Below are 22,171 nucleotides of genomic sequence, written 5' to 3'. Positions count from 1 at the left end.
TGATTATCTTATATCTCTTTTTTCATACAAGCGCTGTAATAATAAATGGAAATAAACTAATCCTGCGTAGGGATACCATTTGGCTGTAATTTCCGCTGTTTTCTTATAATCAGGTTTCTTATCAAGATGCAGCAATTGATATAAATTATTTTGTGCACCAATATCATCACCAGGAAAAGTGTCGATTCTTCCCAAACCACGCAATAAAACATATTCCGCAGTCCAACGCCCTATTCCTTTAAAACGACATAAAAAATTAATTACCTCATCATTTGTTTTCTTTTCTAAAGATCTAAAATTTGATTTTTCCTCAAGGATTGCAGTTGCTAAGCGGATCAGTGTTTCACTTTTATGTGTGCTATAGCCTATTTTCTTCAAATCAGAAACGGTGCAATGAGCAACCTCTTCCGGTCTTGGAAATGCGTAGAAAATGTGCTCCTTTTCCTTTATTCTTATACTCAGAAATTCAGCCAATCGATTTTGAATTTGCAATCCTGCATCAAGTGATATTTGCTGACATGAAACTGCATTAACAAGTGCTTCAAAAATAGAAGGGAATCGCGGCGGTTTAACCCCCTTAAATTGCGCAACCAGTGGGTTTAATTGAGCATCATGTTGTGTGAGATGATAAAAATCGCGTAGGTCCCATTTTAAGCCCAACATTTTCTCTATTTGAGATGTAAGCTGACTTTGAGATACGTCGTTTTGGCTTTCAATGGATAGAAGTAACTCTGGTTTATTAAGCTTTTTACTTTGCTCAGCAATGACTTTAACAGGCGCATTCTCTATGAGCAATAATCGTGTATAACGGCGTCCATCCCAAAGATCAACATTATTTTTGCTTCTTCGACGCAAAGCAAGAACTGTATAGTCCAGCTGGAATGGAGCCATAGGATGTAAGGTAAAAGTAGTCTTCATGTCACGATTAACCTAGTCCTTCATTAAAGTAGTCTTACTCATAATGGGAGCAAGAGGTAATAATACTCAATCTTTTTAATACACTAGGCAAATAAAGCTATAATTTCAACTGAAAAGGAGTACATTAACTTATTGATATGGAAAAAAAACATGGCTACTTTTTATAATGACCTGATTTGCTATCTACCATTATTATCAATAACAGTGACGAGTCAATTTTGGAGTTTAAAGAAACCATAGGACAATTGAAAAATGATGAAGCTGGTAAACCCATTCAGGGGCTTTATGGAAGTATGCGCGCTAATAAACATTTCTAATCAAATGGGCATACAATTACATATGCATTGATACCCCCATTTTGGGCCGTTCAAACCCCATGTTTTCAACTATATTGGCTACTTTTGCATCATCATTAAATTTTTCTTTGAGAAACTGTAACGCTTTTTCAGGAATTTCTGTTTTTGTACCTGCATTCTCAAAGCGAACAATATGATTCAATTTTTTCCCTGAATGTTCCATCGGATAACGTTCACCATCCCCGAAGTAAGAGGTTTTAAAACCTTGCTTTGCTAACATGTCTTGAAAAGCAGCAGCATCTTTAGGATTATCAAAAGCTATTTTGAATGTACCGTTCATCTGACCTTTGCCCACAAATGGGATATCCAAACTTGGAGAAGAGGTGGTCATCATGGTACGAATCATTTGACTCACTTCGTGATGTGACTCTTGAGTTGAATGTTTTTTAGTCTGATTCAAAGAATCTTTCATTCGAGAAGAAGGATAGCTAGCTTGTGTTGGTGTAGTCGAAACAACGGGTAAGCTGAGATGAATGAGATTCTTGTTACTGTAATTTCGCGTCATAATACCACGGGCTCGTTCAGACAAATCTCGGGGGTTTTGCACAATCATAGAAAAATTGCCTTCTTGTCGATGCAAACGATTACGTTCCTCCATCAACAAAATGCCTAGCTTATTACCTGTTGTAGCATGTGGTTCTATGCTTCCCCCTGTTCTCCACCCCCAATTACCATCCTGATTTTGCGAACTTCTACTTCCTGTATCTTCAATGAGACAAGCATTTCCTGTATCTTTCAACGCTCGTCGCACTAAAGGGTTTTTTAGTTTTTCCTGAATTGCTCTTTGCATTGCTTCGTCAGCTAATTTAAAATCACTCCATCGTTTTTTTTGTCCTAAATCTCTTGCATTCTGTGCATCTCCCTGAAGAATCCTCTCTAGATAAGCTTTATCATTAGGATCTTTTTGATATTGAAAATAATGCTCCACCGTGGGGAACGTTTTTTCTCCAAAAGGGGTTTGCATCTTAATAGGAATTTCTGCATAGTTAGAAAAAATCCCCCACTCCTCTCCTTCTCTATCAAAAGCAACTATATCGACACTATCAAACTGGGTATTATAGCGACCATGATTTGAAGAACCACTTAATTTCTTAATCGGACCTTTATCGGATCTTGCATTCAAAGGCATACAACAATATCTCTTAAAATTTTAAAACAATATTTTTATTATAGTTGATTTATTTTTATACAGTTGTTGTCTCGATTAAAATGATAATTTTTGATTATAGGAACGCGATGCAGTAATTTGATTTTTCGGTTTTTGGAGCCAATATATAGGGTGTTTACACTTCACTATCTTGAGCCAAAATGCTGAGATTTTAGAACACCGAAACGGAACATACACGAAGTATGTGAATATCGGAGCGCAGAAATCGCAGCATTTTGGCCAAGAAAGTAGAATTGTAAACAGGCCTACCCTTTTATACAAACAATAGGTGCTAGCCTGGCAACCTTTTGGGTTAAACCTGATGCTTGTGCGGCATCCACAACAAAATCGACATTCTTATATGCCTCGGGAGCTTCTTCTGCTACACCACGGTAGGAACTACTGCGAATGAGAATCCCTTGTTGTGCCAGTTGCTTGATGATTTCACTACCACGCCATTTTTTGGTTGCTTGATGTCGACTCATCGCGCGTCCTGCGCCGTGGCAAGCAGAACCAAATGATTTATTTTCAGCACTTGGAGTACCTACCAAAATATAAGATGCAGTCCCCATACTGCCGCCAATAATCACCGGTTGACCTACATGTCTAAAGTCTTTTATTAATTGAGGGTGACCCGGACCAAAAGCTCGTGTGGCCCCTTTACGATGAACAAATAAACGCATCGTCTTACCATCCACCTGATGCGTTTCCTCTTTACAGGTGTTATGGGATACGTCATAAATAAGCTTTATTTGGGTTCCTGGCATTTCATTCTGAAAAACTTCACGCATAAAATGGGTAATGATTTCACGATTTGCCAGAGCACAATTTATTCCTGAGCGCATAGCGCCTAAATAGCGTTCGCCCATTGGTGAACGAATAGGCGCGCACGCTAATTCGCGATCAACCAGTTGAATACCATGCTGCTGAGCATAAATTAACATGGAGCGCAAAAAATCAGTTCCTATTTGATGGCCTAGCCCACGCGAACCACAATGGATACTCACCACCACATCCCCCAGTGCTAAACCAAATGCAGCGGCAGTTTTTTCACAATATATCTGGCGTACTTCTTGAATTTCCAAATAATGATTACCTGAGCCTAAAGTACCCATTTCATTTTTTTGTCGTTTTTTTGCATGTTCTGAAACATACTCGGGTAATGCGCCTTCTACACAGCCATTATCTTCAATTCGCTCTAAATCTTCCCGTTCACCATATCCTTGTTTTACAGCCCAGACAGCGCCGCCACGCAGCATATCATCCATTTGCTTCATAGTGAGGTTAATACGGCTTTTGCTGCCTACGCCTGCTGGAATATGGGCAAATAAAGCGTCTGCAAGCTGTTCCTTATACGGCTCAAATTCTTCTCGCTTAAACCCAGTTGATAAGAGCCTTACCCCACATGAAATATCAAAACCAACACCGCCAGCGGAGACAACTCCTTCATTGTCAGGATCAAATGCCGCAACACCTCCAATAGGAAACCCGTATCCCCAATGTGCATCAGGCATGGCAAACGAGCCGTGAACAATGCCGGGCAAAGTTGCCACATTAGTGACTTGCTCATAGACTTTCATATCCATATTGAGTATTAATTCTTCTGAAGCAAAGATAATCCCAGGTACACGCATTTTCCCATGCTTGGAAATTTGCCATTCAAAGTCACTCATTTTTTCTAATCGATTTAAGTCCATTGATTTTCTGCCTTCTCTCCTCGGGGTTTATTATACATCGACTACACATTGAGCTACCCAAATGCCATTGCCTTGGTACACTTTTAATTCGGTGAACGTAGCGCCTTTAACCTCCACTGCAGGTTGATGCCGTTTGATATCCACTTGTTCTCCTGCAATTATAGCAGTTAACCTCCCCTCTTTTATGGAGACTTCGAATCGACTAAAAAGCATATTGTAGATTGCCATGTTGTAAATAATGGCATTTAACCAGTCGACAAATAAAATCTCCTGATTCGGCGCCTCACAAGTTACATGAAGCCTCTTATGGGGTTGGATTGATTGTGAATTGGTAATCACATTAGTCAGGGCCACCCCTCCCATCGCAAAGGCTTCCGCTAAAGTAGGCCCATACCCCCTCACCCCTATATCTGATTCATGAGAGAAATGTTCCCATTTTTTTTCTGCACTCATTACAGTCCTATTTTTTCACTTGAAATGGCCGTTGGCGACATCTACCGTTTAGCATATACAGCAATAGAGAAAATCACCATTCCCATACCTATGGCCTGCCCTAATGTTAAACGCTCGCCAAGCAACATCCATGCTATGAGTACTGTAGCTAATGGCATCACCGCAGTTGATAATGAAGCCATAACACCATCCACTTTCTGGCATCCAAAATTCCAAAAAACATAAAAAAGACCTGAGCTTAAACCTAAAATGATCAAAATAAGCCAATCTAAAAGCGAGGTGCTTAAACCGTTCCAAGTACTAAAGCTCAGACTAAGTAATAATAAAATAGCATTAATTGCATTGAGTAAAGAAGAAATGAGAAATACTGGAAGCGAATTAGCATGCATTTTACTTAAAATATAATAAGTTGCTTCGGGCAAAAGGGCGATTAAAACAAGCACATCTCCCCAAAATGAATGGCTTACGTGGGAGCCTCCGAGCCTATCGTATGCGATAACAATTAATCCCAATGTGGCAAAACCTACACAAATAGCTTTTTTGCCTGAAATTTTCTCACCAAGAATAATCCAAGACATCATCGCGATGATTGCAGGTAAAGCACTGGTAATAATGCCAGCCACATTAGCATCAGTATAATTTAACCCCCATAACATAAGGAAATTAAACAACACCCCGGCAGAGAGTGCCTGAGCACCGATAAAAACCCAATCTTTTTGCTTTAGTTGCGAAAAATAATAACGAACAGGTTTTCTTTTAGCAGGTGTGAGCCAATGTAAGGGTAATAAAATGAGCGCAGCCAAAGTAAATCGAAGCGCTAATAGAAGCAGGACAGGAATGGAGGAAAGCAGATACTTGGAAAAAACAATATTCACGCCTACCATGATTTGAGCTAGGATAAGAAAAAGCATGCCTTGCATAAAATAAGCGTTGGATTTTTTCATTATAAACACTTCTCTAAAGTGAAATCGAATCCATAGTTTATCAATTTTGAAATCAGTTTGAGTTATCCATTTCACGCATTTTATTTGCTGATAACGCTTTTGTTCTCCATTGAGAAGGCGATTCCCCAAATACTTTACTGAATCGTCGGCTAAATGCAGGTAAATTTTCATAACCCACTGCAAAAGCTATGGCTTCAATAGAAAGGTTTTTTGATGACAGCAATTGCTTTGCCCGATGTAATTTTTTAAATCGCCAATACTCAGCTATACTACACCCCAAAGCGTGTTTGAATCGACGTTGTAATTGACTTACGCTCAAATAACACTGCCGTGCAACTTTAGTTACATCTACAGCATCTGCAAAATACAAATCAATCCAGTTTTTTGCCTTAATTGCTATTGGATCCAACTCCGGCGAAAAAGATTTTGTGGCAAAATGAATAATTAATTGATTAATTAATGAATCAGTGAAGAAATCCCCTTCTTTGACCGCTAAATAATGATGTGTAAAATGTAAAAGCTTTTTCATGCTCGCAGTTAAATTAAAAGCATGAGATCTGCGATCTTCAAATAGATGATTTTGGGCAGTGACATCAATCACTAAAAAAAGATTATTCGGACTTCCTGCAAAACAATGCCGTTCATTAGGCGCAATAAATACACCAACCTGCTTATCAACAATACCCGCATAAAGACCTGACTCTAACTCCATGGAGCCAGCAAGAGGTAAAACCAATTGCGCAAAATCATGAGCATGACTACAACTTTCAGTATGATAAGAACGAAGATCGATACGATTGGTAATCAATTTAGCTACCCGCTGTGAAAAACAGTTTAATAAAAATACTCTTATTATACCACATGGAGTAAAACATATTTGCAGTTGGTTTCCCTCTTCTTTAATTTTGCAAAAGCCTTTACAGCTGAGCAAAATAATTACATAATGACTAATTATTTTTGTTCCACGGGTGAACAATTTATCCATCTAATCTTATTTTTGGAGTCCCACTGTGCAAAAAAAAATTGATGTAACAAATCTACCTGTATTTTCTTTAGATGCGTTATTTGCAGAGGAAGTAGAAGCTGCAAATATTCCCCAAGTCAGCGCCACAGCTGCCTCTGCCCTGAAAATATTAATGTTACGCAATCAACAAGGTTATATTAATGAAATCAATAAATTGGCAGATATCTGCGCTCAGTTATTGAAACAAGGAACTTCTATTCACTCAGTAGTCCAAGCAATCAAATCCGGTATGGCCACTTCATATCAACAAGCACTGGATAAAGTAACCAGCGAAATCGGTCTAGGTCAATTTCAATTGAATCACACTAAGCCTCAAACAGTTGCTGGACAAAATTTGGAAAAACACGTTAAATCCATGCGGCGCTATAAAGAAACTCCTCTTATCGACCTTATGGAAGCCGTTATTACAGACACTTTGGTGCAAGCAAGCGCAAAATTTGATGCTGATCTTGGGGATTTCGACTTTTTAAACTTTAAATCCCAGCTTGTTACGTTATAAAACGTTCGATTTTTAATCACCTGGCCTGAGTGAAAGCCATGGCTGTCAAGTGAAGCAGAAAGCGGACATTGCCATTTCTGCGAAGGCAGGAATCCACCTATGAATGAGCCCATTGCCAATATAAAAATGGATCCCCGCCTGCGCGGGGATGACAGAATACACATTTTCCTGGTTAATTTTGTAGGGAACGCTCAGAGCGTGTTCGCAGGGTTGCCTCAGAACGCTACAATTTCATTGTCAAAACATCTGTAGGATGAGAAAACAACTGATTCTCTGCGATAATCTGCGCTCCAGCATTTTCATAAAATCGATTTAATGAAGGTTTTAAGGTATCTAACATGATAAATTCCGCTTTTTGTGCTTTTGCAATTTGCTTAGCCTGTTCAATGATTTGCTTGCCAAAACCTAATCCGCGATAGGGCTTATCCACATAAACATACATTAATTCACTCACAGCAGGTGCCTTAAACTTTTTTTCATTAAATTCAGGAGCCATTTCTTTTGGGAATAAAGCAAATAGCGCAACAGGTTCATCATTCAAGGTCCCTATATATACATGTTCCTTCAAGTCATTGAGAACGCCTTTACGATATTCCACTCCTTTATTACGAATATAGCCCCATTCTCCTTCTGCCCAAGTTGCAGCTAGCGATAAATACTCCATACGCTCCGATAATGGCTTAAAATCCAATTGATGTTTAAATAAAGCAGCACTAAAAAGTAACATCTTATATCCTCATAACGAGCAAGCTCAGCTTGCCATGGACTTCGAACCCAAACCTGTCATCGACAGGCCAAAAGTGTATCATTTTAACAATCCACTGGGAAATAGGACTCATTTCATTCAAAATTTGAAGTCTTTCTAAAAACCAGCGGCTAGAATATATGGAATACCCAGATTCAAAAGGAGACTACGATGCAAAAGCGTAAACTCGGAAAAAGCGGCCTGGAAGTATCTGCCCTAGGCCTCGGTTGCATGGGGATGAGCTATTCTTATGGACCACCAGCAGACAAACAGGAAATGATCTCTTTACTGCATGCCGCCATAGAACTAGGGATTACATTTTTTGATACTGCCGAAGTTTATGGTCCTTTTACCAATGAAGAACTTTTAGGTGAAGCGCTTGCACCTTATCGTGGAAAAGTAGTCGTTGCAACAAAGTTTGGCTTTAAACTGAATCCCACAGGAAATAAAAGATGGTCTGGATTAGACAGTCATCCAAAACACATAAAACACGTTGCGGAAGCCTCCTTAAAACGACTTAAACTGGAAGCAATTGATGTGTTTTACCAGCATCGTGTTGACCCCGAAGTTCCTATTGAAGAAGTAGCTGGTGCAATAAAAGACTTAATTCATGAAGGCAAAATTAAACACTTTGGCCTTTGTGAAGCAAGTGAGCATACAATCCGAAGAGCCCATAAAATTCATCCCATTACTGTAGTACAAAGTGAATATTCTTTATGGACAAGAGGTTCTGAAGCTGAAATCCTTCCCACACTTGAAGAGTTAGGGATCGGCTTTGTTCCTTACAGCCCATTAGGGAGAGGGTTTCTCACAGGTAATATTAACCAAAACACACAATTTGACAGTTCTGATTTTCGCAATACTTTGCCTCGGTTTACATCCGAAGCACGACAGGCGAATCAGGCATTGATTGACGAAATTGCCAAGATTGCTGCCCGGAAGAAAGCAACCCCTGCTCAGATTGCACTTGCCTGGCTACTCGCCCAAAAACCATGGATTGTCCCAATTCCTGGTACACGAAAATTAGCACGCCTTCAGGAAAATATTAAAGCAACTGAAATTAATCTTACATCAGAAGACTTAAATGAAATAAATCGCGCCACCGCTCAGATCACGATTATGGGTGATCGTTACCCAGAAAATTTGGAAAAAATGACCGGGCGTTAATTATTAAAAGTTGGAGGTAGTATTTATGCTAGAATCTATGATCTTGACTGTTAGGCAAAAATGGAGACTGTTTTATAATGTCCCTGTGGAGAAAATTTAAAGCGTTTTACAATGCTTCACCAGAAAATAGAATCGGATTTTATAACTTTCTTGCTTTTCTTGTTATTCCTATTTTAGGCATGACCATTTTGTACGTTTTAGTCCGTATTTTTTGGATAAACGCGTGAATAATTTAGCACTTAAATACCGCCTCATAGTTTTAACTATGAGGCTACTTAGTTCTATTTGGCTTGTTCAACTTTTATTGATCGTGCACCCGCTTTGGATTCCTGTTTTTTAGGCAAATCAATCCAAAGCATTCCTTTTTTAAACGTTGCTTTTGCCTTGGCCAGATCAACGGTTGAAGGTAACGAAATGGAACGTTCGTATTTTCCATAGCTAATTTCTCGAGAAATAAATTTTTTACCTTCATTTTTTTTCGAACTGGACTTTTCACCACTAATAGTGAGTACATTGTCCGCTATAGATACTTGAACGTCTTTTTCATCCATACCAGGCATTTCTAGCTGAACACAAAAATGCTCTTTATCCTCAACAATGTCCATTGATGGAGAAAGATCCATTTTTTCAAATTGCCCCCAATTTAATTTAGATGCAGGTAAAAACTCATTAAAGTCTCTAAATAATCTATCTACTTCATTTTGCAGACTTAAAAAAGGATTTTGCAAACGATTAATTTGAATGGAAGATCCTTTAGAAGGAGATCCTTTCTTGAATTGAGTTACTTTACTCATGATTCACCTCCATAACTTTATGGGTATCTATAAATTTTGGCACATAAAAAACCATTTTGTCAAATAAATGAATCATATGACAAAGAGATAAATAACCTAGGAATGGAGTGTCTAAATCCGCTCGCCTAACGGACAAGCAGGTTTCGATAATGAAGCCAGAGTAATAGAAACGCGATAGCAGGGATTAGAATATCAGTCCAAAATATAGTACCTGCATTACCGGGTTCAAAATTATGAGTCGTGATCATTTGATAAAGATGGACGCCAGCAGCCCCCCATAAGAACATGGCAGGCACAATAATCGTTGCCGCACGAAAAGCAATTTTACTTTTAAAGCTAATTATCCCATTCACAGCAATTCCCAAACTTGCAAATCCAACCTCCATTTGAAACGGGCTTTGCGGCCAGCCAATAAACTGCGCTGTAAAATCACCGAAGAAGACATGCATTACAAAATTAAACAAATAGGCCAAACCAATATTAAATAATAAAAACCAGGAAAATATAATTTCAATAATCTTGGCTTTTTTTATTGGCTTGGAGTGTATCAACCATTCTATAAAAGAAAACAACAAGCCCAAAATAAAACAGGTCAAAGTAAAATTACGCATCGCCAAAATAATCATATTGGCCATAATCCCTTCCATTAGTCCATTAGTAAGAATATGTTTTTTATATCAAATTACCTGAAAAAAATAGCAAACACAATTCATGATAAACAGCAAAAGTTTCCTAAGCGCTACCCTGTGTCGTAATGCAATATCTGGAGCATACTAAAAAGTTACAGGATTGGATTTTGTTTTATTTTTTTGCGGCGCTGATGAACTATATAGTACAAGCCTGGTAAAACCAGTAACGTTAAAAAAGTAGAAGAAATAATTCCGCCAATAACTACCGTTGCTAAAGGTCTTTGTACCTCTGAACCAGTGCCCGTTGCCAATGCCATAGGTACAAACCCCAAAGAAGCAACCAGTGCGGTCATGAGCACTGGCCTAAGTCTTGCCAAAGAACCTTGCAACACTGCATCTTTTAAATAGAATTTTTTCTGCTCGTATAATTTATTGATAAAAGTAATCATCACCAAACCATTTAAAACCGCCACCCCGGATAAAGCAATGAACCCGACCCCCGCAGAAATGGACAAAGGGATGCCGCGCAAATACAAAGCAAATACACCGCCAGTTAACGCAAGGGGAATACCTGAAAAAACTAAAAGTGCATCGCGGATATTACCCAGACTCATAAAAAGTAATAAAAAAATGCCTAATAAAGTAACGGGTACCACAATTTGCAAGCGCTGAGATGCAGATTGCAATTGTTCAAACTGACCTCCCCAAGTAATCCAATAGCCACTAGGTAATTTAACATTTTGTTCGATGCGTTCCATGGCTTCATTAACAAACGAACTTAAGTCTCGATTTCTCACATTTGCTGTAACCACCACACGACGCTTGCCACTTTCACGGCTAATTTGGTTTGGGCTTTCACTTCGTATCGTTTTAGCTACTTCACTCAATGGAATGAAATGGAGATCTCCATCCTTTGCCGGCGGTAAGGGAACAAAAACATTTCTTAACACATCAGGACTTGAACGCAAAGACTCTGGCAAACGTACAATTAAATCAAATCGTTTATCTCCTTCAAAAAGCTCCCCGCCTTTCTTGCCTCCTGTTGCAATAACAATGGCGTCTTGCACTGTACCTGCTTGCAAACCATAACGAGCGAGTGTATCTCGATTTATTTCAATAGTAAGCAGAGGCAGGCCACTTACCTGCTCTATCTTCACATCAGCAGCACCTGGCACCTCTTTAAGTTGCCTACTGATTGATTCAGCAATTTCTCTTAAGGCATTCATATCATCTCCAAATACCTTCACTGCTACATCACTGCGTACACCTGAAATTAATTCATTAAAACGCATTTGAATTGGTTGGGTAAATTCATAATTATTTCCAGGGATCTGTGTTACAGCCTGTTCGATTTCTTGCATGAGCTCTGGTTTGGTTTTTTTAGGATTAGGCCATTCTTTCCGTGGCCTTAACATAATAAACGTATCAGCCACATTCGGCGGCATAGGATCAGTAGCCACCTCAGCCGTACCTAGCTTGGAAAAAACGACGCTCACCTCAGGAAACTGTCTGATTCTTTGTTCAACTAAATCTTGCATGGCAATCGCCTGCGTTAAACTGGTGCCTGGAATACGCATGGCATGCATGGCAATATCGCCCTCATCAAGGCTTGGAATAAATTCACCACCTAATCGAAAAGCAATGAGAAGACTGATGAGAACCAACACTATCGCGACGCAAATCACCCCATATCGCACATGAAAACAATGCCGCAAAACTCGCGCATAGACTAAGGAAATACCATGCACTAACCGATTTTCTTTCTCTTGAATGCGACCTCTTAGAAAAATAACTACTGCAGCCGGCACAAAAGTTAAAGCGAATAACATTGAGGCCATCAGGGCAATAATCACCGTTTCAGCCATAGGTAAAAACATTTTTCCTTCCACACCAGTTAAGGTTAAAATCGGAAGATAAACAACAGTAATGATGAATACGCCAAAAATACTGGGCCTGATGACTTCGGTCGTAGCATAAGCAATCACTTTTAACCGCTCTTCATGGGTTAAAATACGTTGTAACTCATGCTGTTGCTCACCCAAATGTTTCATGCAATTTTCAACAATAATTACCGCGCCATCGACAATCAAACCAAAGTCAAGCGCCCCTAAACTCATCAGATTGGCGCTGATTTGATTACTGACCATCCCTGTGATGGTCAGCAGCATCGATAAAGGAATCACCGTAGCAGTGATCAGCGCTGCGCGAATGTTTCCCAAAAATAAAAATAAAATAACGCAAACAAGCAAAGCACCTTCAAGTAAATTGTTCTTGACGGTGTTAATTGTGGCATTAACGAGCGCGGTTCGGTTATAAACCGTAACGGCCTCGACTCCCTCAGGAAGAGATTTATTAATTTCCTTCATTTTAGCAGCGACGCGTTGAGATACCGTGCGACTGTTTTCTCCCATCAGCATGAACACAGTACCTAAAACTACTTCCTTGCTATTTTCAGTAGCAGCCCCAGTACGTAACTCTTTCCCTAATGCCACTTCCGCCACATCGCGGATATGAACAGGAGTACCTTCAAAGCTGGCAATGACAATATTTTCAATATCCGCTATGTCTTGTACTTGTCCAGGAATTCGAATGAGGTTCTGCTCGCCATTGCGTTCAATGTATCCTGCTCCCACGTTCGCATTATTGCGTTGCAAAGCCTCCACCACACTATTTAAACTCAAACCATATCGCACCAGTTTGCTCGGGTCGGGTGTAATATGAAATTGTTTTTCATAACCACCAATTGTATTGACCTCTGCTACCCCCTCCACATTCCGTAATTGCGGTTTAATGATCCAATCTTGCAGGGTACGAAGTTCTGTTGGATTATAACGTTGTGATTTAGGGACATTAGGCTTATTTTTCACCACGTACATGAATATCTCACCAAGACCTGTAGAAATAGGTCCTAATGTCGTTTCTGCTTCTGCAGGAAGTTTATCTTTAACCTCTTGTAAACGTTCATTAATTAATTGGCGTGCAAAATAAATATTCGTCCCATCTTTAAACACTACGGTCACCTGAGACAATCCATAACGTGATAAAGAACGGGTGTAATCTAAATTCGGCAAACCGCTCATCGCCAATTCGACAGGAAACGTGATGCGCTGCTCCACTTCGAAAGGTGAATAACCTGAAGCCTCAGTATTAATTTGCACTTGGACATTCGTGATATCCGGCACCGCATCTATTGGGAGGCGCTGAAAATTATATACGCCAAGCCCTGCAATAATCAGTGTGAATAAAAGGACAAACCAACGATGCTTTAAAGAAAAGCGTATAATTTTTTCAAGCATCTTTATCCTTAATCCTCATGGCTTGCGCCTTCCTTCCCTAGTTCCGCTTTGATATAGAAGCTGTTTTTACTGACGTAGCGTTGTCCCGCAGCAAGTCCTGAAGTCACCTCTGCCCACTGCTCATCCTTTTTTCCTAAAAGTACAGGGGTTGCCTCAAAATAATCACCTTGTTGAACAAAAACCACATCTTTTTCATTTATTTTCTGGATTGCAGAGAGAAGAACAGCGACAGGAACTGTTTTCTTATCGATGATGATGGCTCCATTGATGTACATACCTGGCAACCAGGAGCGTTCTTCATTAGGAAGAATGGCACGAGCCAAATTAGTCTGACTGTCTTCAATGCCTAAAGGGGAGATATAAGAAATGGTACTCAAGGTCTTAGGTTTTCCTTCATCCCCCGTTACGATGACTTCCATTCCTTGTCTTACAAGAGAGGCATCTTTACGATACAAAGTAAAATCTGCCCATACATTCGCTAAATTTGCTACTTCGTAAATCGGTTTGGTATTTTGCGTCAATTCACCATTCGTAGCATTCTTTTGCACAATAGTACCGGTAATCGGTGCGGTAATCGTGTAGTTTTGTAAACTTTCATTACTTTCTACTGTGGCTAATGTTTCTCCTTTCGTGACCTCATCGCCAAGATTTTTAATCATGGATTTGATAATGCCAGGATAACGTGCATAAATCGGTGCCAATGTATCGCGGTTAGGAAGAATTTTTCCTACTACGTTTAATTGAGTTTTGATCTCATGACTTTGTGCTCTTGCAGTGTGTATTTTTGCAGCATTAAGGACCGTTGGGCTAATTTGAACTCGCCCTTCGTACGAGGCATAATACCAATTCATCTGTTTTCCCAAGAACTCCAAGTGAACGGTAACATCAAAAGAATGAGGCTCTTTAATCACTTCATTGCTTTGTAAAAAATGATTAGCAGAACTAAAGGTAACCGTCTCTTTTTTGCCATTAAATCGTGTTAATAAAAGGGTCAACCGCACTTTATCTGGAGAAATAATCTTCCCACTCTCATAAAAATAAGCTCGGAAATGAGGAGGCATCGCACGCTCAAATATTAAAAGCTCAAGACTCAGCTCCCCTTTCTTAAATAAATGACCTCCGTGGGGACCTTTTTCCAGAGTTTCTTGAAAACCGCCCTCCTCAGTCATAGGCGTATTCTTACCCGCCCAGAAAATCAAACTTAAACTAAGTAAAAGAACACACAATAATAGAAAAGAAACCCATGGCTTTGGAAATTTCATTTACTCTCCTTAGTGGGACGAAGTCCTAAAAGTCCCGTAAGCTGAATTAATGCTTTATGATAATCCGCGTGGGCTTGTTGATAGTGTCGTTCCTCTTCATATAATGTATTTAAGGCAAGAGATAATTCAATATAAGTGTATCGTCCCATTTGATAGCCATCTTCAGCAAGTTTTATTGATTTACGGGCTAAAGGTAAAAGTGACTCAGTAACTAAATTTGCCTCGTATTGACTTTGTTGTGCCTGTAAAAAAACATTATAGACATTTTGCCTTACATCAAGTCGTGCTCCTTGATATGCATGTGCTGTTTGCGTCAATTGTGCCTCCGCGGTCAGTATCTTTCCTTGATTTCGATCAAAAACAGGTGCTTGCGCAAAAGCAGAAATTACTGCCGCATTGCTTCCATCATCGGAGAAATGACGCCCACCCAATTGAATATTTAAATCAGGCCAAACTGATTTTTTAACCGCAGTAATCGTTGCCCGCTTTGCTCGCAGTTGCAGTTGCAGTTGCATTAATTGCGGGCTTTGAGGCAGTTTTTTCAAGAGAAATGGCAAATCTAATACCACATCAGGTAACCCTTTATCCACTAAAGGCCTGTCGATTCTTAATCCATCACCTAATAAACGAGCAAGCTTTGCTCGTTGAGAAAGCGCATCGCGCATCGCTTTTTGTTCTTGAATACGCGCCTCACCTAAACGTCCTTGCGCTAATCGCAAATCCAATTCCGTACCCACTCCGGCTTTTACCCTGCGCTCGATCGCGGTCACAATCGTTTCATTCAGGCGAATTAATTTTTTAGTCACTTGATGCCATTGGCCTACATACAAAGCATCAACATAGGCCACACCAACCGATACATAAAGTGCTGCTTTTTGAACTTTAATCTGAGCCAAAGCTGCCAGATAATCTGCATAGGTTGCTTTTTTCAAATAGGAAAGACGATGCCCTAAAGGAATAGGTTGAGTTATAGATGCCGTGGTTTCTGCAGCCTCATAACTAGAATAGCTGCCTGAACCGCCAAAATTTTCAGCAGTTAACGTCAGTTGAGGGTTGGGATAGAGTCCGCTTTGGATAAAATAGCCGCGCATTGCTTGTGCTTTATCCATTTCTGCGTGCAAATCGGGATTATTACGATAGGCAATCTCTAACGCCTCTTTAAAAGTAAGGGGGGCAGCTGCTAGCGCCTCATTATTTATGAAGCTCATCAATAAAACAATGATGAAACCAATATAACGCATTCCTTACCTTTTAACTGTTCCATGATACTTGTCAAAGTGTAACCTGATTTACTTTCGTTTTATACTATCACTGGCATCAATATAAATCCTGTACCATCTACATTTCCAATTACCCACATCTCCCCTACTTTTCTCCTAAGGTTAACCAGAATAAACTAATGAAATGATATAAATTAATATGAACCTGTGTTATAGGTCTGACGAGTAGAGTATGTTTTATCCCAACATGCTTAGTTTGCTCATAGTACATAATTGTTTGGTCCAGGGAAAGATGAAAAAAATAAGGGAAGATGAGCCGCAAGGTCAATATATTTCAGAATTAATCCACGAATTAAAGCAACCAATAACAGCAATCAAAGCCTATTTAGGAGGTTGTGAGCTCAGAATTCAAAAAAACAACTTAAGCGCAGGACAAATACTCAGTATCTTGCAAAAAATTGATGAACAGACTGAGTTGTTGAAAAATAAGATTGACTCCATATATGAGCATGCAGCTCAAGAAACATTCATAGAAAAACCTACTGACATCCATAGCTTTATTACAGAGATTATTTCACTGTATTCCTATGAAATAAAACATCACAATATTAGCTTAATCTTGGATTTTCAGGAAAATTTTTCTAATTTCCCTATTAATGGAGTTCAGATCAGACATGTTTTATTTCGTTTATTGAAACAATGTATTCACACTGTAGAAAAAAATAAGCTTCGCCAACCAAAATTAGAAATCCAAACAAACATAGATAAAAACATGATGAAAATTATAATCATAAGTAACTTTTTAATAAAAGAGGAGGATTTTGAAAAAGGGCTCACTTATTGTCATACCTCTCTCGATAAAGAGAGTGGTGTCTTATTAGCTGAATTATTTGCTCATAGTATTTGTTTTCAACTTACAGCATTTCAACAAAGGTAATGGATATGCCTTCTAATAAAACTGTTTTCGTCGTTGACGATGATCCCGAAATATGCAAATCATTCAAGTGGTTATTTGAATCAATAAGCCTTCAAGTACAAGCCTATGATAATGCCAGAGATTTTCTCGATAGTTACACTAATCAACAGGGGTGTTTAATCATCGATGTACGGATGCCTATAATGAGTGGCTTAGAATTATTGGAGCAATTAAATGCGTCACAAAACAGATTACCAGTAATCGTAATCACAGGTTATGGTGATATTTCAATGGCAATACGCGCAATGAAAGCAGGGGCGGAAGATTTCATTCTTAAGCCCGTTAATCATCAAAATTTATTAGAAGTCACACAAAAATGCCTTAAAAAAAATAATAACAATACAATCTCTCAGTCTAATTTTCATGAGCGAATGAATAGTTTGACCAAACGTGAAAAACAGGTTATGAACTTGGTTGTTGAGGGTAAATTAAATAAACAGATCGCTTATGATCTTAATATATCCATATCGACAGTTGAAGTTCATCGTGCTAATGTCATGAGAAAAATGGAGACTAAATCTTTAGCTGAGCTTATAAAGATTAATCTAATTTATACTAGAGCCATTGATTCTACAGAATGAATCAGTTTGATTTTGTGTATGGTCAAATTTGTTAGAAACATGAAATTGACATTACACGCCATAAAAAAACAGGGATTCGTTAAAACTGGAGCAATGATTTTTCACTCTACCATTAATTCAATCCCATGAAACGAGAAAAAAAGAAAGAGCAATTTATATTATTAATTGAAGATAACAGTGCTGTAAGTGAAGCTTTAGTTTGGGCTTTAGAATATGCCGGGTATACGACAGTGACTGTTAGAAATGGTCAAGAAGCGCTAAATATGCTTGAAGAAGATCCTCTGCCAGCAATTATTTTTTTGGATCTCATGATGCCTGTACTTGATGGTTTTGAATTCCGAGAAAGAAAAAAAGCATCTCAGCGGATTAGAAATATCCCAACAATTATTACTTCTGCTAAAACGAATTTAGAAAAAATGGAAAAAATGCAAAATGAAACTTTTTTATCCAAACCTTTTGATCTAAATGATATGTTTCATATTCTAAAAGAATATAATAATTTAAATGAATAAAAATTATCGCTATCTTCATTTCTCCTGTTAATACCGTGGACATGAAATAGGCAAATGAGTAATCTTCCAAACATCACTTTCTAAATTCACAATGCGCACCAGCCCAAAATGAATGAATATGTGGTGGAATGAACGTAAGTAATTTAATTTGGGAGTCATTATACTGTTCCCAATCCCACAAAAATTGTTCCTCGATTTGCAAGACACCTATTCGCCTCAACTCCTTTTTCAAGGTTAACTGTATGAGCTTTTTTTTAAAAACACCATTACGAAATACATCGGCTGCATTATGGGTTTACCCTATATTTGGATTAAGAAATTTGATATATAGTTAAAGCTCTTAAGAGGAGTATGTATTGTTTAAAAATTACATTATTGTAATCGGAGGATCAGCAGGTGCCATCACTGCACTAGATAGCCTATTAAGTCCATTACCAGCAGATTTTCCTGCTACCATCCTTATAGTAGTGCATATTCCTCCTACCCCAATCAGTAGATTACCTCAAGTCATTAGTCATTTTACTAAAATTCCCGTAGTTAATCCCTTTAATGGATTGCCTTTAGAGAGCAATCGTATTTATGTTGCACCCTCGAATGTTCATATGATTATTGAGAATGACACAATTTCTCTTAAGCATAGTCCTAAAATTAATAAGTGTAGGCCTGCTATTGATCCCTTGTTTTCGTCAGCGGCATATCATCATGAAAACCGTGTCATTGGCATTCTATTAAGTGGTTTATTAAATGATGGCAGTGCTGGCTTAAAAGAAATTAAAGAGCATAAAGGCATCACCATCATTCAATCGTTAGAAGAAGCTGAATATCCTGATATGCCGAAAAATGCGGCCCAAAATACTACTATAGATCATTGTTTGCCAACACATGATATTGCATCGTTACTAATAAAATACATAAATAATCCTTTGCCACCATTAAACTCAAATAAATAAATTTGCTTTAGGATATTAGATGACTACAAAAAAAAATAATATGCGCTCCCAAAAACAAAATCCTATGCCAGAACAATTATCCAATTCTTCGAGCATTGTGGAAAAAAATGTGAAACCCAAAAGTAATTCACCTTTTATTGTAGCAATTGGTGCGTCAGCAGGAGGCTTGGAAGCATTAAAAAATTTATTTTCTCGTTCTAAAACAAATGAGAATCTTGCTTTTACAATAGTGACTCATCTAAGTCCGGATAAAGAAAGCGTATTACCTGAATTATTACAACAATATACCCCACTAAAAGTATTGCCTATGAGCAATTACCAAAAAGTAGAGGCTAATCATGTTTATGTATTACCCCCAGGAAATACCGTGCTTATTCGAAAAGGAATATTGCATTTAGCCCCGATTACTCCTGATACTAAAATGCATCCTATTGATGCCTTTTTTTGCTCCTTAGCTGAAGATCAGGGTTTAAAGAGTATTTGTATTATTCTTTCAGGGGCAGGAAATGATGGTACTATTGGATTGCGCGCAATAGCGAAACAAAAAGGATTGGTTATTGCGCAAATGGCTAAATCCGCTGCCTATGATGTTATGCCAAAAAGTGCAATAAACACTGGGTTAGTTGATTATATTTTTCTTCCTCAACAGATATATCCATTTCTTATTAGCTACATAGCTTATTTTGAAAATAATAAAACGCTTCTCCCCGCAAGCATCTCCGATGAAATACAGCAAATATTAATATTACTTAAAACGAATACCGGCCATGATTTTTCTTTATATAAGCCTAATACCATTTTCCGTCGCATCCAAAAACGATTAAGTATTTTACAAATCGAAAATTTATCAGATTATATGCAATATTTACAGCAACACCTTACTGAAATACAAATTTTATTCAAAGAGCTGCTTATTAATGTCACTCATTTCTTTCGGGATCCCGAGGCGTTTGATGCACTAAAAGAGATATTACTCGAAAAGATTTTATCCAATAAGTCACAAAGTGAAAACTTAAGAATATGGATTCCAGGATGTTCCACTGGAGAAGAAGTTTATTCAATTGCAATTATTTTGCAAGAGTGCATGGAGCAATTAAAATGTCATTTTAAAGTTCAGATTTTTGGCACCGACATTGACGAAGAGGCGATTGAAATTGCACGAGCAGGAATTTTTTCTCTTGAAATTAAAAAAGATGTCTCGGAAGAACGGCTAAAACGTTTTTTTATCCGAGACGAGAATTCTTATAAAATAAACCTTGATATACGAAAAATGATTATTTTTGCAGTGCAAAACGTCATTAAAGATCCACCTTTCACGAATCTTGATTTACTGAGTTGCAGAAATTTATTAATTTATTTAAGCTCGCAGCTACAAAAGAGACTTTTTTCACTCTTTCACTATAGCTTAAAACCTGATGGACTCTTGTTATTAGGAACCTCTGAAGCGATTAGTAGCTCTGTTGATTTGTTTACAATTCTAAATAGACAGTGGAAAATTTTTCAAAGGAAAGGTGGAGCAACAGCATATAACTCAACTATGCATCTACCTTATGCAGCTCAGCATTCAGAATCAATGAACTTACATATTATGGAAAAAAATAATCAAGGTAGTAAACCCAGTTTGTCGCATTTAGTCGAGCATATTTTATTAGATAATTATACCCCGGCTTCTTTCGTTCTCGATGAAAATGGAAATATTATTTATATCTACGGTCGAACCAGTAAATTTATAGAGTTTGCTTCAGGGGAAGTACATTTAAATTTTATTAATATGATACGAACCGAATTAAAGTCTAAAGTTTTGAGCGCAATGCGAAAAGCCTCAGCATCACAAAAAGAAGAAACGCTTATAGGTCTTCCTCTTAAAGAGGGTGCTGAATTCCGGTATGTCAATATAAGAATTAGACCGATCTTCGAAGCAAAATCGTTCAATCGAATGCTTCTTTTATTAGTTTTTGAAGAATTGCCAGCAATAGTCCCACATAATGAACTATCGAAGCAAGAAAAAAAAGGGGAACTTGGCAAAAAAATTATTCAATTAGAACAAGAATTCAAATATACAAAAGAAAGCTTACAATCTACAATTGAAGAATTAGAAACTTCTAATGAAGAACTGAAGTCCAGTAATGAAGAACTGCAATCAACTAATGAAGAATTACAAAGTACTAACGAAGAAATTGAAACCTCAAAAGAAGAATTACAATCTTTAAATGAAGAATTAACTACAGTGAACTCAGAACTAGAAAGCAGAATTGAACAATTATCAAGTGCCAATGATGATATTAAGAATCTCCTTGATAATACAGAAATTGCAACCATTTTTTTAGATAAAGATTTATGCATCAAACGCTTTACTCCCAGAGCAACAGATATTATTAATTTAATTCCAACAGATGTCGGACGTCCTATCAATCATATTGTATCTAATTTGCAATACGATAAATTGACAGACGATGCGCGTAAAGTTCTTAAAACATTAGAATCGAAAACAATAGAAGTAGTTGATAAGAGCGGACGTTGGTATGTCATAAGAATTATTCCCTATCGTACGGTCAATAATATTATTGACGGTATCGTGATTACCTTTTTAAATATTCATAACCAAAAAAAAGCTGAAAATGAATTAATTAAAATAGAAGATGAACTTAAAGCCTCCAAAGCAATTGAAGTTCAATTAATTAATATACTTCCTTATCCAGTTTTACTGTTAGACAAGCATTTCAAGGTCTTTTTAGCCAATAATCGTTTTAACGAACGATTTCTTGAACACAATGAAAGCATTATTGGCCAAAATATTTTCAAATTGAAATTGAAATTTGATCGAAACAAATTGAACCACTTTTTAGAGAAGTTTCTCAGCAAGCAAGATCTTCATTGTGAAGGCGAACTAGAACTTAGCAATACTGCTGTTTGCCAAATCACAGTGCAAAAAATTTCGGGCTCTTTATTATTAATACAATTTAAAACAGATTCATTATAGGAATGCTTGAATAAATTCCAA

19 protein-coding genes are annotated in these 22,171 nt (G+C 37.9%); 7 read left to right on the top strand and 12 right to left on the bottom strand.

The genetic code is table 11. From position 1 onward, the window contains the following. Window positions 1-3: 3 nt before the first annotated feature. From DY223_RS04175 to DY223_RS04150, 6 genes are all read right to left on the bottom strand, one after another. A complete protein-coding gene (locus tag DY223_RS04175) occupies window positions 4-918 on the bottom strand; it encodes a DNA-3-methyladenine glycosylase family protein (RefSeq protein WP_058460754.1) in 915 nt (304 codons plus the stop codon). Between the two features lie 333 nt (window positions 919-1,251). After that, window positions 1,252-2,403 (bottom strand): NADAR family protein, encoded by a 1,152-nt coding sequence (locus tag DY223_RS04170; protein ID WP_058460753.1) that lies wholly within the window; start codon window positions 2,401-2,403, stop codon window positions 1,252-1,254. 284 nt (window positions 2,404-2,687) lie between these two features. Beyond that, window positions 2,688-4,118 carry an RtcB family protein gene (locus DY223_RS04165; protein WP_058460752.1) on the bottom strand — a complete coding sequence of 477 codons (1,431 nt, stop codon included), beginning with the start codon at window positions 4,116-4,118 and terminating at the stop codon, window positions 2,688-2,690. Between the two features lie 30 nt (window positions 4,119-4,148). After that, window positions 4,149-4,571: an archease gene (locus DY223_RS04160; protein WP_058460751.1), complete on the bottom strand. Its 423-nt coding sequence runs from the start codon at window positions 4,569-4,571 to the stop codon at window positions 4,149-4,151. 41 nt (window positions 4,572-4,612) lie between these two features. Continuing rightward, window positions 4,613-5,515 carry a DMT family transporter gene (locus DY223_RS04155; protein ID WP_115684351.1) on the bottom strand — a complete coding sequence of 301 codons (903 nt, stop codon included), beginning with the start codon at window positions 5,513-5,515 and terminating at the stop codon, window positions 4,613-4,615. Between the two features lie 52 nt (window positions 5,516-5,567). Continuing rightward, complete coding sequence (locus tag DY223_RS04150) at window positions 5,568-6,323, bottom strand: AraC family transcriptional regulator (protein ID WP_058460781.1); 756 nt, start codon at window positions 6,321-6,323, stop codon at window positions 5,568-5,570. 202 nt (window positions 6,324-6,525) lie between these two features. Between DY223_RS04150 and DY223_RS04145 the strand changes: the two genes are divergently transcribed. After that, window positions 6,526-7,038, top strand: coding sequence for a hypothetical protein (locus DY223_RS04145; protein ID WP_058460749.1), 513 nt, complete (start codon window positions 6,526-6,528; stop codon window positions 7,036-7,038). Window positions 7,039-7,261: 223 nt separating this feature from the next. Here DY223_RS04145 and DY223_RS04140 read toward each other — a convergent pair whose 3' ends face one another. After that, window positions 7,262-7,765, bottom strand: a complete 504-nt coding sequence (locus DY223_RS04140) for a GNAT family N-acetyltransferase (protein ID WP_058460748.1) — start codon at window positions 7,763-7,765, stop codon at window positions 7,262-7,264. Between the two features lie 189 nt (window positions 7,766-7,954). Between DY223_RS04140 and DY223_RS04135 the strand changes: the two genes are divergently transcribed. Next, the gene (locus tag DY223_RS04135) at window positions 7,955-8,950 is read left to right on the top strand and encodes an aldo/keto reductase (protein ID WP_058460747.1); all 996 of its coding nucleotides are present in this window, start codon (window positions 7,955-7,957) and stop codon (window positions 8,948-8,950) included. A gap of 281 nt (window positions 8,951-9,231) precedes the next feature. On the opposite strand, the gene DY223_RS04130 is transcribed toward DY223_RS04135, so the two are convergent. The 5 genes from DY223_RS04130 to DY223_RS04110 all read right to left on the bottom strand — a co-directional run bounded on the left by DY223_RS04130 (window position 9,232) and on the right by DY223_RS04110 (window position 16,139). Further along, entirely contained in the window at window positions 9,232-9,744 is a 513-nt protein-coding gene (locus DY223_RS04130; RefSeq protein WP_058460746.1) for an Hsp20/alpha crystallin family protein, read from the bottom strand. Window positions 9,745-9,869: 125 nt separating this feature from the next. After that, on the bottom strand, window positions 9,870-10,379 hold the full coding sequence (locus tag DY223_RS04125) for a DUF6790 family protein (RefSeq protein ID WP_058460745.1): 510 nt from the start codon (window positions 10,377-10,379) through the stop codon (window positions 9,870-9,872). Between the two features lie 146 nt (window positions 10,380-10,525). After that, window positions 10,526-13,669 carry a CusA/CzcA family heavy metal efflux RND transporter gene (locus tag DY223_RS04120; RefSeq protein ID WP_058460744.1) on the bottom strand — a complete coding sequence of 1,048 codons (3,144 nt, stop codon included), beginning with the start codon at window positions 13,667-13,669 and terminating at the stop codon, window positions 10,526-10,528. Window positions 13,670-13,677: 8 nt separating this feature from the next. Beyond that, window positions 13,678-14,931, bottom strand: coding sequence for an efflux RND transporter periplasmic adaptor subunit (locus tag DY223_RS04115; RefSeq protein ID WP_058460743.1), 1,254 nt, complete (start codon window positions 14,929-14,931; stop codon window positions 13,678-13,680). After that, on the bottom strand, window positions 14,928-16,139 hold the full coding sequence (locus DY223_RS04110) for a TolC family protein (protein WP_374930665.1): 1,212 nt from the start codon (window positions 16,137-16,139) through the stop codon (window positions 14,928-14,930). Before DY223_RS04110 ends, DY223_RS04115 begins: the two co-directional genes overlap by 4 nt. Before the next feature lie 304 nt (window positions 16,140-16,443). Between DY223_RS04110 and DY223_RS04105 the strand changes: the two genes are divergently transcribed. The 5 genes from DY223_RS04105 to DY223_RS04085 all read left to right on the top strand — a co-directional run bounded on the left by DY223_RS04105 (window position 16,444) and on the right by DY223_RS04085 (window position 22,150). Beyond that, window positions 16,444-17,088, top strand: a complete 645-nt coding sequence (locus tag DY223_RS04105) for a sensor histidine kinase (protein WP_058460780.1) — start codon at window positions 16,444-16,446, stop codon at window positions 17,086-17,088. 5 nt (window positions 17,089-17,093) lie between these two features. Then, on the top strand, window positions 17,094-17,708 hold the full coding sequence (locus DY223_RS04100; protein WP_058460741.1) for a response regulator transcription factor: 615 nt from the start codon (window positions 17,094-17,096) through the stop codon (window positions 17,706-17,708). Between the two features lie 125 nt (window positions 17,709-17,833). Further along, the gene (locus tag DY223_RS04095) at window positions 17,834-18,220 is read left to right on the top strand and encodes a response regulator (RefSeq protein ID WP_058460740.1); all 387 of its coding nucleotides are present in this window, start codon (window positions 17,834-17,836) and stop codon (window positions 18,218-18,220) included. A gap of 356 nt (window positions 18,221-18,576) precedes the next feature. Next, complete coding sequence (locus DY223_RS04090) at window positions 18,577-19,170, top strand: chemotaxis protein CheB (RefSeq protein WP_058460739.1); 594 nt, start codon at window positions 18,577-18,579, stop codon at window positions 19,168-19,170. 19 nt (window positions 19,171-19,189) lie between these two features. Continuing rightward, window positions 19,190-22,150: a CheR family methyltransferase gene (locus DY223_RS04085; protein ID WP_058460738.1), complete on the top strand. Its 2,961-nt coding sequence runs from the start codon at window positions 19,190-19,192 to the stop codon at window positions 22,148-22,150. Window positions 22,151-22,171: the final 21 nt, after the last annotated feature.

The organism is Legionella bozemanae (genome assembly GCF_900450575.1).
GTDB classification, from domain to species: domain Bacteria; phylum Pseudomonadota; class Gammaproteobacteria; order Legionellales; family Legionellaceae; genus Legionella; species Legionella bozemanae.
This window is presented reverse-complemented; position numbering and strand designations above follow the sequence as displayed.

What these genes read in the sequence shown, in the direction of transcription:
- DY223_RS04175 (WP_058460754.1), bottom strand. Translation starts at nt 918, where the DNA reads ATGAAGACTACTTTTACCTTACATCCTATGGCTCCATTCCAGCTGGAC.
- DY223_RS04170 (WP_058460753.1), bottom strand. Translation starts at nt 2,403, where the DNA reads ATGCCTTTGAATGCAAGATCCGATAAAGGTCCGATTAAGAAATTAAGT.
- DY223_RS04165 (WP_058460752.1), bottom strand. Translation starts at nt 4,118, where the DNA reads ATGGACTTAAATCGATTAGAAAAAATGAGTGACTTTGAATGGCAAATT.
- DY223_RS04160 (WP_058460751.1), bottom strand. Translation starts at nt 4,571, where the DNA reads ATGAGTGCAGAAAAAAAATGGGAACATTTCTCTCATGAATCAGATATA.
- DY223_RS04155 (WP_115684351.1), bottom strand. Translation starts at nt 5,515, where the DNA reads ATGAAAAAATCCAACGCTTATTTTATGCAAGGCATGCTTTTTCTTATC.
- DY223_RS04140 (WP_058460748.1), bottom strand. Translation starts at nt 7,765, where the DNA reads ATGTTACTTTTTAGTGCTGCTTTATTTAAACATCAATTGGATTTTAAG.
- DY223_RS04135 (WP_058460747.1), top strand. Translation starts at nt 7,955, where the DNA reads ATGCAAAAGCGTAAACTCGGAAAAAGCGGCCTGGAAGTATCTGCCCTA.
- DY223_RS04130 (WP_058460746.1), bottom strand. Translation starts at nt 9,744, where the DNA reads ATGAGTAAAGTAACTCAATTCAAGAAAGGATCTCCTTCTAAAGGATCT.
- DY223_RS04125 (WP_058460745.1), bottom strand. Translation starts at nt 10,379, where the DNA reads ATGGCCAATATGATTATTTTGGCGATGCGTAATTTTACTTTGACCTGT.
- DY223_RS04120 (WP_058460744.1), bottom strand. Translation starts at nt 13,669, where the DNA reads ATGCTTGAAAAAATTATACGCTTTTCTTTAAAGCATCGTTGGTTTGTC.
- DY223_RS04115 (WP_058460743.1), bottom strand. Translation starts at nt 14,931, where the DNA reads ATGAAATTTCCAAAGCCATGGGTTTCTTTTCTATTATTGTGTGTTCTT.
- DY223_RS04110 (WP_374930665.1), bottom strand. Translation starts at nt 16,139, where the DNA reads ATGAGCTTCATAAATAATGAGGCGCTAGCAGCTGCCCCCCTTACTTTT.
- DY223_RS04105 (WP_058460780.1), top strand. Translation starts at nt 16,444, where the DNA reads ATGAAAAAAATAAGGGAAGATGAGCCGCAAGGTCAATATATTTCAGAA.
- DY223_RS04100 (WP_058460741.1), top strand. Translation starts at nt 17,094, where the DNA reads ATGCCTTCTAATAAAACTGTTTTCGTCGTTGACGATGATCCCGAAATA.
- DY223_RS04095 (WP_058460740.1), top strand. Translation starts at nt 17,834, where the DNA reads ATGAAACGAGAAAAAAAGAAAGAGCAATTTATATTATTAATTGAAGAT.
- DY223_RS04085 (WP_058460738.1), top strand. Translation starts at nt 19,190, where the DNA reads ATGACTACAAAAAAAAATAATATGCGCTCCCAAAAACAAAATCCTATG.